This window comes from Salipiger mucosus DSM 16094 (genome assembly GCF_000442255.1).
GTDB classification, from domain to species: Bacteria; Pseudomonadota; Alphaproteobacteria; order Rhodobacterales; family Rhodobacteraceae; genus Salipiger; species Salipiger mucosus.
The window spans coordinates 41,663-56,901 of record NZ_KE557273.1 but is presented as its reverse complement, the minus strand read 5'-3'; the positions used below and the strand labels follow the sequence as shown (position 1 = coordinate 56,901).

Below are 15,239 nucleotides of genomic sequence, written 5' to 3'. Positions count from 1 at the left end.
GATGGCGGGGGCGGCACGGCCGCGCTCCCAGTGGCGGCGTTTCGCGGCGCGGGCCCGGGTGGCGCGCGCCTCCTGGTCGATGGCGTCACCCGAACGCCCGGGTCCCGCCGCATCGCCGGAATAGCGCGCCAGTGCCCAGGCCGCGCCCGGCGTGTCGGCCAGCCCCTGCCGCACCGTGAGGCGCAGGTCGGCGCAGTCCTGCGCCACCTGTGCCATCAGCGCCCCCTCGCCGCCGAAGAGATGCGCGCAGCCGGTCAGGTCGAGCGCCAGCCCGTCGGGCGGCTCGGTCGCGACCCAGGGGGAGAACCGCCCCGCCCAGCGGTGCAGCGCCGCAAGGAAGGCTTCTTCGCCATGCGGGCTGCGCAGGCGTGTGACCAGCGCGGCGCAGATGGCATGGGCGTCGCGCAGCGGCTGGCCCGCGTGCAGCCCCGCCTCGGAGGCCGTGCGCGACAGCGCGCAGAGCACCTGCGCCTGGCCGCGATCCTCGACCACGGCGAAGGGCACGCCGTCGAGCTGCGGCGCGCGGCGCAACAGGCGTTCGGCGCCGAGGCGGGGAAACCAGAGCGAGAGGATGCGACGGGACGGCATGAGTCGGGCAGCGGCAGCAGCTTTTGTTCACCTTATGTTCTAGCCTATCGCGAATTCGCGAGTCGAGTCCCGCCGGGCGCACCTGTCACCCCTGCCCGATTGCATTCCCCCGAGCGCCGGGTCTAGGGTCGCCGGACCTTGCCCCGAGGAGGCCACCCCTTGCCACCCCTGTCCGACAGACCGGCGCCGCGACGCTCGCGCCCGGTGCAGCTGGCCGAGACCATCAAGGAATGGGTCGTCGAGCACGAGCTGCGCAAGGGTGACCGCCTGCCGGGCGAGGCCGAGCTCATGGCGCGCTACGGGCGGTCCAAGGGCACCGTGCGCGAGGCCATGCGGATTCTCGAGGCGCAGGGGCTGGTGGAGACCCGCACCGGGCCGGGCGGCGGCAGTTTCGTCGGCGAGGTCTCGGGCGAACGGGCGCGGGCGCTGCTGGCCAACTACTTCTATTTCCGGGATCTTTCGATCGCCGACATCTACCAGATGCGCAAGCTGCTGGAACCCGAGGTCGCGGCGAGCCTCGCCGGGCAGCTGAGCGAGGCGCAGCTGTCGAAGCTGGAGGCGGTCATCGCCGAGTATCCCCTGCCCGCACGCGACGCCGGGGAAGAACGCGCGCAGCACGTCTCGTCGCTGAAGTTCCACGCGCTTCTGGCGTCCTACGCCGACAACCCGCTGCTGGCCTTTGTGGTGGAGTTCATGGCGCAGATCCTGACCGAGCTCACGGTCTGGCGGCGGCTCTACGAGCCGGTGAACCACAGGCTCTGGAAGAAGGGGCGGCGCTACCAGACGGAACTGGTCGAGGCGCTGCGCAGGGGCGATCCCGCCGCGGCGCGGGCCGTGATGCGCGCCCACATGGAGACGGCCGAGGCTCTGATGCAGGAGCAAGAGGCGCAGGTGCTGCGCCGGTTCATTGCCGAGTAGCGGTCCGCCGCTCGTCAGGCGTCCGCGGGCCGGGCGCGCGGGTGCGGTCCGCGGCGACCGGCACGACATCGAGCCAGCCGGCATAGGGCTGCGCCTGCGCCCGGGCCAGCAGGTCGGCGAGCGCGTCGATCGGCGCCTCTGCATAGTCGATGCGCAGGGTGAGGGGCGGATGATCGGGATGCAGCACCAGCAGGGCAGCCGATTTCAACCCGCGGTAGTCGCTGGCGTCGCGGTCGGCGGCGCGCAGGGCGGCGACCAGCCGCGCCGGCATGTCGCCCGCAGCCTCGAGGAAGCCCGCGCGCAGCGACGGCAGCACCGTCTCGGCGCCCAGCATGTTGCCCGCCACCACGAGCCCCGGCTCGGCGATCTGGCCGGAGACCTCGATGCTCTCGTCCCCGGTGAAGGCCGCCGTGCCGCCCGCCGGGTCCAGCGCCGCGAGTTGGCGGTGCGCGCGGCCGGGGTCGGCCCCGGTGGCCCGGGCGACCGCCTGATCGGCGGGCAGGCCCTCGCGCATGGCGGCCAGCACGTCCTCGCCCCAGAAAGTGGAGGGCGCGGTGCCCTGGCTGGCCGAGAGCCCCGAATCGAGATCGCCGCGCAGCACCCAGCCGCCCACGCAGAGACTGCCCGTCGCGGCGGCCGCGCCGAAGGTGCCGGTTTCGCGGTCAAGGGTGAGCAGGGAGAAGGTCACGCAACTGTCCAATGGCCATTTTCCTTGAATTTATCACGATAATTTGGCTCACTTCAAATTAATCATGAAAAATTCCGGTCACCGGAGCAACAGAGAGGAAGAGACGATGGCACTTCTGACATTCACGCGGCGGGCCGTTCTGGCGGCGGGCACCGCGCTGGCGATGAGCTTCGGGATGCCGGCGGCGGCACAGACTCCGCCGAACGTGCTGTTCGTGGGCCAGATCGCCGAGCCCAAGGCGCTCGACCCGGCGGCGGTCACCGCGGTGAACGACTTCCGCATCCTGATGAACGTCTACGACGGCCTGGTGCGCTACAAGGACGGCACGCTCGAGGTCGAGCCGGCGCTGGCGACCGGTTGGGAGATCAGCGAAGACGGCACCGAGTATACCTTCACCCTGCGCGAGGGGGTGAGCTTTCACGACGGCACGCCGTTCAACGCCGAGGCGGTGGTCTTCAACTTCGAGCGGATGCTGAACGAGGACCATCCTTTCCACGACACCGGGCCGTTCCCGCTGGCCTTCTTCTTCTCCTCGGTGGACACGGTCGAGGCCGTGGACGAGCTGACGGTGAAATTTACGCTCAGCGAGCCCTACGCGCCCTTCCTGTCGAACCTGGCCTATCCGACCGGGCTGATCGTCTCGCCCGCGGCGGTCGAGGAATACGGCGCCGAGTTCGGCCGCAACCCGGTCGGCACCGGTCCCTTCACCTTCGCCGAGTGGCGCAGCAACGAGGCCGTGGTGGTCGAGGGCAACGCCGACTACTGGGACGGCGCGCCCGAGCTCGAGGCCGTGGTCTTCCGCCCGATCACCGACGCCAACACCCGCACCGCCGAGATGCTGGCCGGCGGCATCGACCTCATGGTCGAGGTGCCGCCCGTCTCGCTGTCGGAGTTCGAGGGCGAGGACTTCACCGTGCACGAACAGGCCGGCCCGCACGTCTGGTTCCTGATCCTCAACGCCAAGGAAGGCCCCTTCGCGGACAAGCTGGTCCGCCAGGTGGCCAACTACGCGGTGAACAAGAAGGCGCTGGTCGAGGACGTGCTGGAAGGCACCGCCGAGGTCGCCGCAGGCCCGACGCCGCCGGCCTTCTCCTGGGCCTACAACGACACGCTGGAGCCCTATCCCTACGATCCGGAGAAGGCCAGGGAGCTGCTGGCCGAGGCCGGGGCCGAGGGCGCCGAGCTGACCTTCTACGTGACCGAGGGCGGCTCGGGCATGCTGGACCCGGTGGCCATGGGCACCGCGATCCAGGCGGATCTCGAGGCCGTGGGCTTCGACGTGGCGATCGAGACCTACGAGTGGAACACCTTCCTGGGCGAGGTGAACCCCGGGCTCGAGGGCAAGGCGGACATGGCCGAGATGGCCTGGATGACCAACGACCCCGACACCCTGCCCTACCTCGCGCTGCGCACCGACGCCTTCCCCTCGGAGGGCGGGTTCAACTCGGGCTACTACTCGAACCCCGAGGTGGACGAGCTGCTGGAGGAGGCGCGCGTCGCCACCGATCAGGAGCGCCGGGCCGAGCTCTACAAGGAGATGCAGACCATCGTGCAGGAGGATGCGCCCTGGGTCTTCGTCGCCAACTGGAAGCAGAACGCGGTGACCAACGAGCGGGTCGGCGGCTTCGAGCTGCAGCCCTCGTTCTTCCTGCTGCTCGACGACGTGACCAAGAACTGAGCTGACGCTGCGGGCGGCGCCTCCGGCTCCGCCCGATGGCGGGCCTTGCGGCCCGCCCGAGGGGCTCTGCCCCGTCCGCGCGCTGCGCGGACTCCCCGGGATATTTCGGGCCAGAAGATGCTCCGGGGCCATCCACTCTCCAGACGCGGAGGACGCGCGGCATGGGAAGCTACATCCTCAAACGGCTGGTCTCGGCGATCCCGGTGCTGCTGGGGATCACGGTGATCGTCTTCGCCATCATGGCGCTGATCCCCGGCGATCCGGCGACCGCGATCCTGGGCAGCTACGCCACGCCCGAGAACGTGGAGAAGATCAACCGCGACCTCGGCTTGGACAAGCCGGCGGTGCAGCGGTACTTCATCTGGCTCGGCAACATGCTGCAGGGCGATTTCGGGCGCTCCTTCTCGCTCAACCGGCCGGTGCTGGACGAGGTGCTGGAGCGCTTCGGTGCGACGCTGGCGCTGGCGGGCACCTCCTTCGTGCTCTGCGCGGTCTTCGGTGTGGCGGCGGGCGTCGTCTCGGCGGCGCGGCAGTACGGTTTCGCGGACAAGGCGATCACCTTCGCGGTGCTGCTCGGGATCTCGATCCCGTCGTTCTTCCTGGGCATGATGATGATCCTGATCTTCGCGGTGCAGCTGCGCTGGTTCCCGGTCTCGGGCATGTGGCCGGTCTACGGCTCGCGCGACCTGATGACGCTGGTGCAGCACCTGACGCTGCCCGCGATCGCGCTGGCGGTGGTGGCCACCGGCGTGGTGGCGCGGCTCTCGCGCTCGGCCATGCTGGAGGTCCTGCGGCAGGACTTCATCCGCACGGCGCGGGCCAAGGGCGTGCCGGAGCGCGGCGTGATCTGGCGCCACGCGCTGCGGGCGGCCATGGTGAGCATCATCCCGGTTCTGGGCATCCAGGCGGGCTTCGTGCTGTCGGGCGCCGTCTACATCGAGATCGTGTTCCAGTGGCCCGGCGTCGGGCGGATGCTGGTCGACGCGATCCTGACCCGTGACATCCTGCTGGTGCAGGGCGGCGTGGTCTTCGTCGCCGCCTGCTACGTCCTGTTCAACATCGTCGTGGACGTGGCGCAAAGCCTGCTCGACCCGAGGATCAAGACATGATGGGGTTTCTCTCGCTGCTCGCCCGCAACCGGCTCGCGCTGGCGGGGCTCGTCGTCATGGTGCTGGTGGTGTTGCTGGCGCTGGTCACGCCGCTGCTGCCGCTGGCCGATCCGGATGTCACCAATACCGGCGACCGCTTCCTGCCGCCCTTTTCCGAGGGGGCGCTGCTGGGCACCGATCACCTCGGGCGGGACCTGCTGTCGCGGCTGATGTGGGGCACGCGGCTGTCTCTGGCGGTGGGTTTTGCCGCGGCAGTGATCGCCGCCGTGCTGGGCGCCGCCGTGGGCATCGTCGCGGGCTACTACGGGGGCAGGACCGACAACCTGATCATGCGCGGCGTCGACATGCTCATGGCCTTTCCCTACATCCTGCTGGCGCTGGCCATCGTCGCGGCGCTGGGGCCGGGCCTGCTGAACGCGCTGATCGCGGTCGCGGCCGTGAACATCCCCTTCTTCGCGCGCAACATCCGCGGCATCACCGTGGGCATCGCGCACAAGGAATTCGTGGATGCCGCGAAGCTGGCCGGCATGGGCAACGGACGGATCATCCTGACCGAGATCCTGCCCAACGTGATCCCGGTCATCGTCATCGCCATGTCGACCACCGTGGGCTGGATGATCCTCGAGACCGCCGGCCTGTCGTTCCTCGGCCTCGGATCGCAGCCGCCGCAGGCGGACCTGGGCTCGATGCTGGGCGAGGCGCGGTCGGCGCTCATCACCAACCCGCATACCTCGGTGGTACCCGGCGTGATGATCCTCGTCATCGTCATGGCGATCAACCTGCTGGGCGACGGCGTGCGCGACGCGCTCGACCCGCGGCTGCGCTCGGGCGCGCTGACGCGGCCCATGGCCTCGACCACCGTGCGGCGCGAGGGCCCGGTGCCGGAGGCGCAGGGCGATGCGGTGCTCGACCTGCGCGACCTGCAGACCCAGTTCCACGTCAAGGACCGCGTCTACCGCGCCGTGGGCGGCGTGAGCCTGGGCGTGAAGCCGGGCGAATGCCTGGGCATCATCGGCGAGAGCGGCTCGGGCAAGTCGGTCACGGCGCTGTCGGTCATGGGGCTGGTGGCCTCGCCTCCCGGGGTCATCACCGGGGGCGCGGTGCACTACAAGGGGCAGGACCTCGTCGGCGCCCCCTACGAGACTCTGCGCGACCTGCGCGGGCGCGAGGTCTCCTACATCTTCCAGGATCCGCTGGCGACGCTGCACCCGCTCTACAAGGTGGGCGACCAGCTGGTCGAGGCGATCCGGGTGCACCACAGGGTGCCCGACAAGGAGGCGCGGCAGAAGGCGCTGGGACTGCTCAAGGACGTGCGCATCCCCAACGCCGAGAGCCGCATGGACAGCTACCCGCACGAGATGTCGGGCGGCATGCGCCAGCGCGTGGGCATCGCCATGAGCCTTGCCAACGATCCCGAGGTGATCATCGCCGACGAGCCGACCACCGCGCTCGACGTGACCGTGCAGGCGCAGATCCTGTCGCTGCTCGACACGCTGCGGCGGGAGAAGAGGCTGGCCATCGTCTTCATCACGCATGATTTCGGCGTCGTGGCGCAACTCTGCGACCGGGTGGCGGTGATGTATGCCGGCCGGATCGTCGAGGAGGGGCCGACTCAGGCCGTGCTGGACGCGCCGGCGCATCCCTATACCGCGCGGCTCATCGCCTGCGTGCCGGAACTGGGCGAGGGCAAGCGCCAGCTGCACGCGATCCCGGGCCTGCCGCCCGCGGTCAACGACCTGCCGCCGGGCTGCGCCTTCGCCCCGCGCTGCGACAAGGCCGAGCCGGCCTGCAAGCGCGGCGAGATCGCGCTCGAGGGCACCGCGCGGCGCCGGGTGCGCTGCATCCACCCCGAAACCGAGCTGGAGGCGGCACAATGACCACGGCATTGCGGCTGGAGAACCTGTCCAAGACCTTTGCCGTGGGCAAGCGGCTCTTCGGGGCGCCCAAGGGGCACGTGCACGCGGTGCATCCGGTGTCGCTCGAGGTCGCGGAGGGCGAGACGATGGGCATCGTGGGCGAGAGCGGCTGTGGCAAGTCCACGCTGGCGCGGATGCTGGTGGGGCTGCTCGAGCCGACGGACGGGACCATCGAGATCGCTGGCAAGCCGCTCGACAACGCCGACCCGGCGGTCTTCGGCAAGCGCATCCAGTACGTCTTCCAGGACCCGATCAGCTCGCTCAACCCGCGCAAGACGATCCGGCAGATCGTCGAGGCGCCGCTGAAGCTGCTGCACGGCATGGACAAGGCGCAGCGCGACGACCGAATCCGCGAGATATTCGCCCAGGTGAACCTGCGCGAGGAGTTCCTGGACCGTTACCCGCACGAGTTCTCGGGCGGGCAGGCACAGCGCATCGGCATCGCGCGGGCGCTCGCGGCCGAGGCGCGCATACTGATTCTGGACGAGCCGGTCTCGGCGCTGGACGTCTCGGTGCAGGCGCAGGTGCTGAACCTGCTGGCGGACCTCAAGAAGCGGCTGGGTCTGACCTATCTCTTCATCTCGCACGACCTCGCGGTGGTCGAGGCGGTGAGCGACCGGGTGGCGGTGCTCTACTTCGGCTCGGTGGTCGAGGTGGGCCGCGCCGAGGATGTCTTCGCCCGTCCGCGCCATCCCTACACGCGGCTGCTGGCCGAGAGCGCGCCGGTTGTCGGCCGCGCGCTGACGGCGCCCGAGGGACGCGAGACCGAGCTGCCCGACCCGCTCAACCCGCCCAAGGGCTGCGCCTTCCGCGCCCGCTGTCCCAACGCCGGGGCACGCTGCGCGGAGGAGGAGCCGATGCTCGAGGGCGACGGGCATCTCGCGGCCTGTTTCCACCCGGTGCGGTAGGGCGGCGGGAGCGGTCCGCTCTTCCGGGGCAAAACCGACCTGAGGCGCAGGACGACATCAGGGCCAGTGCCCGACCTCCGGGTGGGCGCTCCTGCCGGTCGAGGCCCGGGAACTTTATCCGTCGGCCATATGCCCCCATTCGAAACGGCAGGCCCACGTCTCAAGGCGCCCGCCCGAGGGGGCGGTCGGGCGCTGGCCCGGCGGCACTGCGTGCCTTGATTCCGGGCCGGGTATTTCACTTGGCCGGTTGGCATGGGCTCCGCGCGTCGGGCTGCCCCTACCCCACCGGATGCCGCCGGCGCACCGAGCCGGGCCGGCCTGGCAGCGCGAGGGCGGCGTCGTTGCGCGCCTTGCGCGAGACCACACGCCCCTTGGAGATCACGCAGAGCCGGTCGGGCCGCAGCCGCAGCGCCTCGATCGGATCGCCCGCATCCAGCACCACGAGCGAGGCCAGCCGACCCTCGGCCAGCCCGTAATCCTCGAGATGCAGGATCCCCGCGTTGACCCTCGTCACCATGTCGAAACACCGGAGCATCTCCTCGGGAGAGGTCATCTGCGCCACGTGCAGGCCCATGAAGGCCACGTCCAGCATGTCGCCCGTGCCCAGCGAATACCACGGATCGCGCACGCAATCCTGTCCCCAGCCGACCGCGAGGCCTGCGGCCTGCATCTCCTTGACCCGCGTCAGCCCGCGCCGCTTGGGATAGGTGTCGTGCCGCCCCTGCAGCGTGATGTTGATGAGCGGGTTGGGGATCGCGGCGAGCTCGGCCTCGGCCATCAGCGGCAGCAGCTTGGAGACGTAGTAGTTGTCCATCGAGTGCATCGAGGTCAGGTGCGAACCGGCCACCCGCCCCTGCAGCCCCAGCCGTGTCGTCTCGTAGGCCAGCGCCTCGACATGGCGCGACATCGGATCGTCGGTCTCGTCGCAGTGCATGTCGACCAGTAGCCCGCGCGCGGCGGCGATCTCGCAGAGCTCGCGGACCGAGGCAGCGCCCTCGGCCATGGTGCGCTCGAAATGCGGAATGCCGCCCACCACGTCGACCCCCATGTCCAGCGCGTGCAGCGTGTTCGCCCGCGCCGTCGGGTCGCGGTAGAAGCCGTCCTGCGGGAAGGCCACGAGCTGCAGGTCGAGGTAGGGCTTCACCGCCTCGCGGACGTGCAGCATGGCCTCGACGCCCTTGAGGCTGTCGTCGCAGGTATCGACATGGCTGCGCACCGCGAGCAGCCCCATCGAGACCGCCCAGTCGCAGTAGGTCAGCGCCCGCTCGACCATCTCGTCGACAGTGGTCAGCTGCTTGAGCTCGCCCCAAAGCGCGATCCCCTCGAGCAGCGTGCCCGAGGCGTTGATGCGCGGCGTCCCGTAGCTCAGCGTCGCGTCCATGTGGAAATGCGGATCGACGAAGGGCGGCGAGACGAGATCGCCGGTGGCGTCGATCACCTCGCCCGCCTCGGCCCCGGCAAGGTCGCCCATCCCGGCGATGCGATCGCCGCGAATGCCGATGTCGGTCACGGTGCCGTCGGGCAGCGTGCCGCCCGTCACGAGGATGTCGAACGAGGCCATCAGCGGTCTCCTCGGTTGAAGGGGGTCATCAGGGCGGCGGGCACCTCGGCCCGGCGCGACATGAGCACGAGCGCGAGGATCGATAGCACATAGGGGATCATCAGGAAGACCTGATAGGGCACGATCTGCCCGAGCCCGGTCTGCTGCAACCGGATCTGCAGCGCGTCGAACCCGGCGAAGAGCAGCGCGCCCAGCAGCGCCTTTCCGGGCTTCCAGGCGCCGAAAACCACAAGCGCGATGCAGATCCACCCGCGCCCGTTCACCATCTCGAAGAAGAAGGACGAGAAGGCCGACATAGTCAGGAAGGCCCCGCCCACCGCCATCAGGCCCGACCCCGCGATCACCGCGCCCATGCGGATCGCCGTGACCGAGAGGCCCTGCGATTCCACAGCCTGCGGGTTCTCGCCCGCCGCGCGCAGGGCCAGCCCCAGCGGCGTGCGGTAGAGCACCAGCGCCACGACCACCACCACGGCAAAGGCCAGCCAGGTGAGCGCGGTCTGCGCCGCCAGTGCCTCGCCCACGACGGGGATGCGCTCCAGCAGCGGCCACTCGAGGGGCTGGAAGGGCTCGATCCGCGGCGGCGAGGTCACCTCGGGAAGCGACAGGCGATAGGCGTAGTAGGTCGAAGAGGTCGCCAGCAGCGTGATCCCCAGCCCCACGACATGCTGCGACAGGCCGAAGGGCACGGTCAGCACGGCATGCACCGCGCCGAAGGCCATGCCCGCCAGCAGCGCGAACAGCACCCCGGGCCAGAGGCCCAGCCCGGCATAGACCGCCATCCAGCCGGCGAAGGCGCCCATGACCATGATCCCCTCGATCCCGAGGTTCAGAACGCCCGCGCGTTCGCAGATCAGCTCGCCCATGGTGGCGAAGATCAGCGGCGAGGCGATGCGCAGCACGGCGGCCCAGAAGCTGGCCGAGAGCAGGATTTCGACGATCTCGGTCATCCGCGCACCACCCTGACCCGCGTCAGCAGGATCGCCAGGACCATGAACAGCAGGGCCGCCGCCAGCAGGATGTCGGCGATGTAGCTGGGCACCTCGGCGGCGCGGGACATGCTGTCGGCGCCCACGAAGATGCCCGCCACGAAGAGCGCCGAGACCACGACCCCCAGCGGGTGCAGCAGCGCCAGCATGGCGACGATGATGCCGGTGTAGCCGAAGCCGGGCGACAGGTCGGCGGTGAGGTTGCCCTTGAGGCCCGCGACCTCGGAGAAGCCCGCGAGCGCCGCCAGCCCGCCCGAGATCAGCGCCGTCTTGACCAGAACGCGGCCCACCGGGATGCCGGCAAAACGCGCCGCCTGCGGGTTGAGGCCGGTGGCGCGGATCTCGTAGCCGAGCGTGGTGCGGGTCTGCATCACCCAGACGCCCAGGGCGCAGATCAGCGCGAGCACGAACCCCCAGTGCAGGCGCAGCCCCTCGACAATCCGCGGCAGGCGGGCGTCGCGCGGCAGCGCCGGCGACTTGGGCCAGCCCATGCCCATCGGGTCCTTGAGCGGTCCCTCGAGCAGGTAGGAGATGAAGAGCGCCATGATGAAGTTCAGCAGCAGGGTGGTCACGACCTCGTCCACGCCAAGCCGCACCTTGAGCAGCACCGGCCCCAGCAGCACCAGCCCGCCCGCGACCACCGCCGCCAGCGCCATCGCCGGGATCGCCAGCGGGCCGGGCAGGCCGGTCTGCGTGCCGATCACCACGGTGACCAGCGCGCCGGCGTAGAGCTGCGCCTCGGCGCCGATGTTCCACAGCTTGGCGCGGAAGGCGACGGCAACGGCAAGGCCGGTGAAGATGAGCGGCGTCGCGCGGTTCAGCGTCTCGAGCAGCGCGAACTTCGAGCCGGCGGCCCCCTGCAGGATCTGCCCGAAAGTCGCGAGCGGGTCGGCGCCGGCGAGCATGCTCAGCCCCGAGGCCAGCACGACGGTCGCGGCAAGGGCCAGCGCGGGCAGGCCGAGGCGGCGCGCGGGCGTGGGCGCGGCGATGGGTTCAAGGCGCATCAGGCGTGGTCCCCCGGTCCGGTGTCGGCGCGGCAGACGGTGCCCGCGCCCTTTGCGTATTTGGGGAAAGATGAAGGGCACGGGGCGGTCATCTCTCGCGGCGCCGGTCTTCGGCCGCCGTGGGCTTCGGGCTCTCGTCCATCGTCTTTCTCAGGCCGCATCGTCGAACCCATGACCGGCCATCCACTGGCCCAGTTCGGCGGGCGAGCGGCTGCCGCGCGGGAAGGCGGGCGAGAGCCGGCCCTCGGAAATGACCCGGATCTCGTCGGAGAGGGCGAGCACCTCGTCGAGATCCTCGGAGATGAGCAGCACCGCCGCGCCGGCATCTCGGGCGGCGATCAGGCGTTCCTGCACGTAGGTGACCGCGCCGATGTCGAGGCCGCGCACCGGCTGGTTCGCGAGGATGATCGAGGGAGCCGCCTCGAGCACGCGGCCGAGGATCAGCTTCTGCATGTTGCCGCCCGAGAGCAGGCGGATGCGCGTCTCGGGGCCTGGGCAGCGCACGTCGTAGGCGGCGATGATCGCCTCGGCCCGGCGCCGCGCCTCGGCGCGGTCCATCCAGCCGCGGCGGCTGACCGGCTGGCGGGCGTAGCTTTCCAGCACCGCGTTCTCGGTCAGCGTGAAGTCGGCGATGGTGCCGGTGCGGTGGCGGTCCTCGGGGATGCGTCCGATACCGGCGGCGACGGCGGCGCGGGGCGACCAGTCGGCCACCTCGGCGCCGCCGAGCGTCATGCGCCCGGCGCTCGGTGCCGCGAGGCCGGAGAGCAGGTCGGCGAGCGCGCCCTGCCCGTTGCCCGAGACCCCCGCGAGGCCGGTGATCTGCCCGGCGCGCAGCGCGAGGTTCACGCCGCGCAAGCCCGTGGCGTTGCCCTGCGCCTCGGTCTCGACCCCGTCCAGCTCCAGCAGCACGGCGCCGGGGCGCGCCACCGAGGGCGCGGGGGCGGAGATCTCGGCGCCGACCATCATCTCTGCCAGCCGGTGCCTATCGGTCCGGGCGGTCGCCACCTCGCCCACCAGCCGGCCGTGGCGCAGCACCAGCACGCGCGAGGAAATCGCCGTGACCTCGTGCAGCTTGTGGCTGATGAAGATCACCGAGAGCCCCTGCGCCACCGCGCGGCGCAGCGTCTCGAAGAGCGCCTCGGTCTCCTGCGGGGTCAGCACGGCGGTGGGTTCGTCCAGGATCAGGATACGCGCGTCGCGGTAGAGCGCCTTGAGGATCTCGACCCGCTGCCGCTCGCCCACCGACAGCGCGCCGACGCGGGCGTCGGGATGCACCGCGAGGCCGAAGTCGCGCGACAGCTGCGCGACGCGCTGGCGCGCCGCCGCCCGGCCAAGCCCGGGCGCCCAGAGCGGGCGGGTGCCCAGCAGGATGTTCTCGAGCACCGTCAGGTTGTCGGCCAGGGTGAAATGCTGGTGCACCATGCCCACGCCGGCGGCCAGCGCCGCGCCGGGCTGGCCCGGCGGCAGCGCGCGGCCGAAGACCTCGACGGTGCCCGCGTCGGCCGTGTAGTGGCCGAAGAGGATGTTCATCAGCGTGGTCTTGCCGGCACCGTTCTCGCCCAGAAGGGCCACGACCTCGCCCCGGGCCAGCCCGAAGGAGATGTCGTCGTTGGCCGTGAGCGCGCCGAAGCGCTTGGTGATGCCGGTCAGGCGCAGGACCGTGTCCTGCGCCCCGTCTTCATGCGTCATCAGGAGGAGGTGGGCTCGGTGTCGTCGATCTCGACGGTGAACTCGCCCGACTTGATGGCGGCCTCCTTCTCGGCCACGAGGTCGAGCGCCGCCTGCGGCACCTTGCCCTCGAAGGTTCCCAGCGGCGCGAGCGAGCAGCCGCCGTGCTTCATGAAGCTGTAGACACCGTAGTTGTCCGCCTCGAAGCTGCCGTCGGCCACCTTGGCAAGCGCGGCCTGCAGCGTCGGCTCGAAGTGCCAGATCGCCGAGGCGACCACTGTGTCGGGGTATTCCTCCTGCGTGTCGATCACGTTGCCGATGGCGAGGATGTCGCGCTCCTGCGCCGCGTCCGACACGCCGAAGCGCTCGGCGTAGAGCAGGTCGGCGCCGTTCTCGATCATGGCAAAGGCGGTTTCCTTGGCCTTGGGCGGATCGAACCACGAGCCGATGAAGCTGACCTGGAACTCCGCCTCGGGCGTCATCTCGCGGACGCCGGCCATGAAGGCATGCATCAGGCGGTTGACCTCGGGGATCGGGAAGCCGCCGACCATGCCGATGTTGCCGCTTTCGGTCATGGCACCCGCGATGATGCCCGAGAGGTAGCTGGCGTCCTGGATGTAGTTGTCGAAGACCGCGAGGTTCGGATAGGCGGGATCGGGCATGAAGGACGAGCCCAGCAGGAAGGCGGTGTCGGGATAGTCGAGCACCACCTCGCGGGCCTCCTGCTCGACGCCGAAGATCTCGCCCACGATCAGCTTGGCGCCGCTCTCGGCGTATTCGCGCATGACGCGCGGGTAGTCCGTGTTCGCGGTATTTTCCGAGAAGGTGTAGGTGATCTGCCCGTCGGCCTTGGCCGCCTCGGCGGCCTTGTGGATGCGGCTGACCCACTGCTGCTCCACCGGCACGGTGTAGATCCCCGCGACCGAGATCGGCTCCTGCGCGAGCAGGCGGCCGGGCAGGACGCCCGTGCCCGCGGCAGCGGCGAAACCGGCGGTGCCCATGAGCATCCGTCGGCGGTTGAGATAGGCGAGATGCGCGCGTCTGTCGGTCATTTCGTGGTCCGTCCCCTGTTGGTCGATGATGAATTTTTGACCGGACGGTAAAGGGCGGCGCGAGTCGCGGCAATCGAAAGCGACCGACGCCGGGCGAGTTCTGCGCGGTTTTCATCGCCGCGCCGGGGCGCGCCCAGCTTTCGGGCAGCGCCGGGCGCGCGGGCTTCAGACGACCTCGATCACGTCCTTGTCGATCGCCAGCATGTAGCCGCGCCGGGCGATGTTGCGCACCAGCAGCTCACTGACCAGCTTGTTGCCCAGCCCGTCGCGCAATCGCTTGATGCGCATGGCCCCGGCGGATTCCTCGCAGTCGGCGGCGTCGCGCCCCGAGATCATGGCCTCGATCTGCGCGCCCGACAGCATCTCGCCGTCGAGCCGCGCCTCGGCCAGCACGGCGAGCGTCTCCATCAGGGCCTCGGTCAGCTCGAACCCCATGGTGTTGAGGTAGACGGTGTTCTCCTCGCGCGAGATGATGAGCGAGTTGACCTGGATGCCCGACCGCTCGATCTGCGCCATGCGGCGGTTGAGCGTCACCAGCATCACGAGGAAGACCAGCGCGGCGACCAGCAGCGCGGTGGCGAAGATCATCAGCACGAAGATCACCGTGCGGTAACTGGCCAGCGTGTCGGAAAAGGCGGTGCCCGACTGGGCGAGGATCTCGAGCAGCTTGATCTCGGCCTGCGCGGTCAGGTCGTCGTTCTCGATGAAGAGCCGCTCGACCCGCGCGTTGAAGGCGTTGGCGTCGGGCAGCGTGAGCATCAGAAGCGCGCCCCCCGTGGCCAGGAGCGCGACGATTGCGACGATGCCGAACGTGACGATGCGGGTGCCGGCGCGGCGGCTCTCAGAAACGGAGGTAGTAGTCACCGGCGTTCGCCTTCTTCTTGCCCGAGGGCTCGCCGGTGGAGACCGCGATCACGGTGAGCAGGGTCCAGCCGTTGCGGTCCAGCCGCTGCACGAGCTGCGCCGCAGCCGAGTCGCGGCTGGGGCATGTCGCGCTGTGCAGCAGCGCGATGCCGTAGTGCAGACGGAGGGGCCCGTCCTGCTTTGCCTTGTATTCCACGTAGCAGGCCGCGTCGGCCGCCGCGGGCAATGCCAGGGCGAGCGCGACCGCCAACGTTCGGAGCCATGTCTTCATGGCCGGGAGCCTGCGCATATCATCCATG

14 protein-coding genes are annotated in these 15,239 nt (G+C 70.1%); 5 read left to right on the top strand and 9 right to left on the bottom strand.

What is annotated here, in order from left to right; genetic code table 11:
* Positions 1 to 588, bottom strand: a 588-nt coding sequence (locus SALMUC_RS00265) for a Y-family DNA polymerase (RefSeq protein ID WP_037370898.1), incomplete at its 3' end; no start/stop codon positions are given.
* Between the two features lie 204 nt (positions 589 to 792).
* Between SALMUC_RS00265 and SALMUC_RS00260 the strand changes: the two genes are divergently transcribed.
* Positions 793 to 1,506 carry a FadR/GntR family transcriptional regulator gene (locus tag SALMUC_RS00260; protein WP_020042108.1) on the top strand — a complete coding sequence of 238 codons (714 nt, stop codon included), beginning with the start codon at positions 793 to 795 and terminating at the stop codon, positions 1,504 to 1,506.
* Here SALMUC_RS00260 and SALMUC_RS00255 read toward each other — a convergent pair.
* Complete coding sequence (locus SALMUC_RS00255; protein ID WP_037371019.1) at positions 1,493 to 2,194, bottom strand: DUF1028 domain-containing protein; 702 nt, start codon at positions 2,192 to 2,194, stop codon at positions 1,493 to 1,495. The genes SALMUC_RS00260 and SALMUC_RS00255 overlap by 14 nt on opposite strands.
* A 106-nt stretch (positions 2,195 to 2,300) precedes the next feature.
* On the opposite strand from SALMUC_RS00255, the gene SALMUC_RS00250 reads away from it, so the two are divergent.
* The 4 genes from SALMUC_RS00250 (at position 2,301) to SALMUC_RS00235 (ending at position 7,805) form a co-directional block, all read left to right on the top strand.
* Positions 2,301 to 3,872 carry an ABC transporter substrate-binding protein gene (locus SALMUC_RS00250; RefSeq protein ID WP_020042106.1) on the top strand — a complete coding sequence of 524 codons (1,572 nt, stop codon included), beginning with the start codon at positions 2,301 to 2,303 and terminating at the stop codon, positions 3,870 to 3,872.
* A gap of 161 nt (positions 3,873 to 4,033) precedes the next feature.
* Positions 4,034 to 4,981 carry an ABC transporter permease gene (locus SALMUC_RS00245; RefSeq protein WP_020042105.1) on the top strand — a complete coding sequence of 316 codons (948 nt, stop codon included), beginning with the start codon at positions 4,034 to 4,036 and terminating at the stop codon, positions 4,979 to 4,981.
* On the top strand, positions 4,981 to 6,858 hold the full coding sequence (locus SALMUC_RS00240; protein WP_037371018.1) for a dipeptide/oligopeptide/nickel ABC transporter permease/ATP-binding protein: 1,878 nt from the start codon (positions 4,981 to 4,983) through the stop codon (positions 6,856 to 6,858). The genes SALMUC_RS00245 and SALMUC_RS00240 overlap by 1 nt, the downstream gene beginning before the upstream one ends.
* On the top strand, positions 6,855 to 7,805 hold the full coding sequence (locus SALMUC_RS00235) for an ABC transporter ATP-binding protein (RefSeq protein WP_020042103.1): 951 nt from the start codon (positions 6,855 to 6,857) through the stop codon (positions 7,803 to 7,805). The genes SALMUC_RS00240 and SALMUC_RS00235 overlap by 4 nt, the downstream gene beginning before the upstream one ends.
* 277 nt (positions 7,806 to 8,082) lie before the next feature.
* On the opposite strand, the gene SALMUC_RS00230 is transcribed toward SALMUC_RS00235, so the two are convergent.
* The 7 genes from SALMUC_RS00230 to SALMUC_RS00200 all read right to left on the bottom strand — a co-directional run bounded on the left by SALMUC_RS00230 (position 8,083) and on the right by SALMUC_RS00200 (position 15,211).
* Positions 8,083 to 9,366 carry an amidohydrolase family protein gene (locus SALMUC_RS00230; RefSeq protein ID WP_020042102.1) on the bottom strand — a complete coding sequence of 428 codons (1,284 nt, stop codon included), beginning with the start codon at positions 9,364 to 9,366 and terminating at the stop codon, positions 8,083 to 8,085.
* Positions 9,366 to 10,313, bottom strand: a complete 948-nt coding sequence (locus SALMUC_RS00225; protein ID WP_020042101.1) for an ABC transporter permease — start codon at positions 10,311 to 10,313, stop codon at positions 9,366 to 9,368. The genes SALMUC_RS00230 and SALMUC_RS00225 overlap by 1 nt, the downstream gene beginning before the upstream one ends.
* Positions 10,310 to 11,356, bottom strand: coding sequence for an ABC transporter permease (locus tag SALMUC_RS00220; RefSeq protein ID WP_020042100.1), 1,047 nt, complete (start codon positions 11,354 to 11,356; stop codon positions 10,310 to 10,312). Before SALMUC_RS00220 ends, SALMUC_RS00225 begins: the two co-directional genes overlap by 4 nt.
* A gap of 150 nt (positions 11,357 to 11,506) precedes the next feature.
* Positions 11,507 to 13,045: an ABC transporter ATP-binding protein gene (locus SALMUC_RS00215; protein WP_020042099.1), complete on the bottom strand. Its 1,539-nt coding sequence runs from the start codon at positions 13,043 to 13,045 to the stop codon at positions 11,507 to 11,509.
* On the bottom strand, positions 13,045 to 14,076 hold the full coding sequence (locus SALMUC_RS00210) for a BMP family protein (protein ID WP_020042098.1): 1,032 nt from the start codon (positions 14,074 to 14,076) through the stop codon (positions 13,045 to 13,047). The genes SALMUC_RS00215 and SALMUC_RS00210 overlap by 1 nt, the downstream gene beginning before the upstream one ends.
* 165 nt (positions 14,077 to 14,241) lie before the next feature.
* A complete protein-coding gene (locus SALMUC_RS00205) occupies positions 14,242 to 14,940 on the bottom strand; it encodes a winged helix-turn-helix domain-containing protein (RefSeq protein WP_020042097.1) in 699 nt (232 codons plus the stop codon).
* On the bottom strand, positions 14,918 to 15,211 hold the full coding sequence (locus tag SALMUC_RS00200; RefSeq protein ID WP_021119647.1) for a hypothetical protein: 294 nt from the start codon (positions 15,209 to 15,211) through the stop codon (positions 14,918 to 14,920). The genes SALMUC_RS00205 and SALMUC_RS00200 overlap by 23 nt, the downstream gene beginning before the upstream one ends.
* Between the last annotated feature and the right edge of the window lie 28 nt (positions 15,212 to 15,239).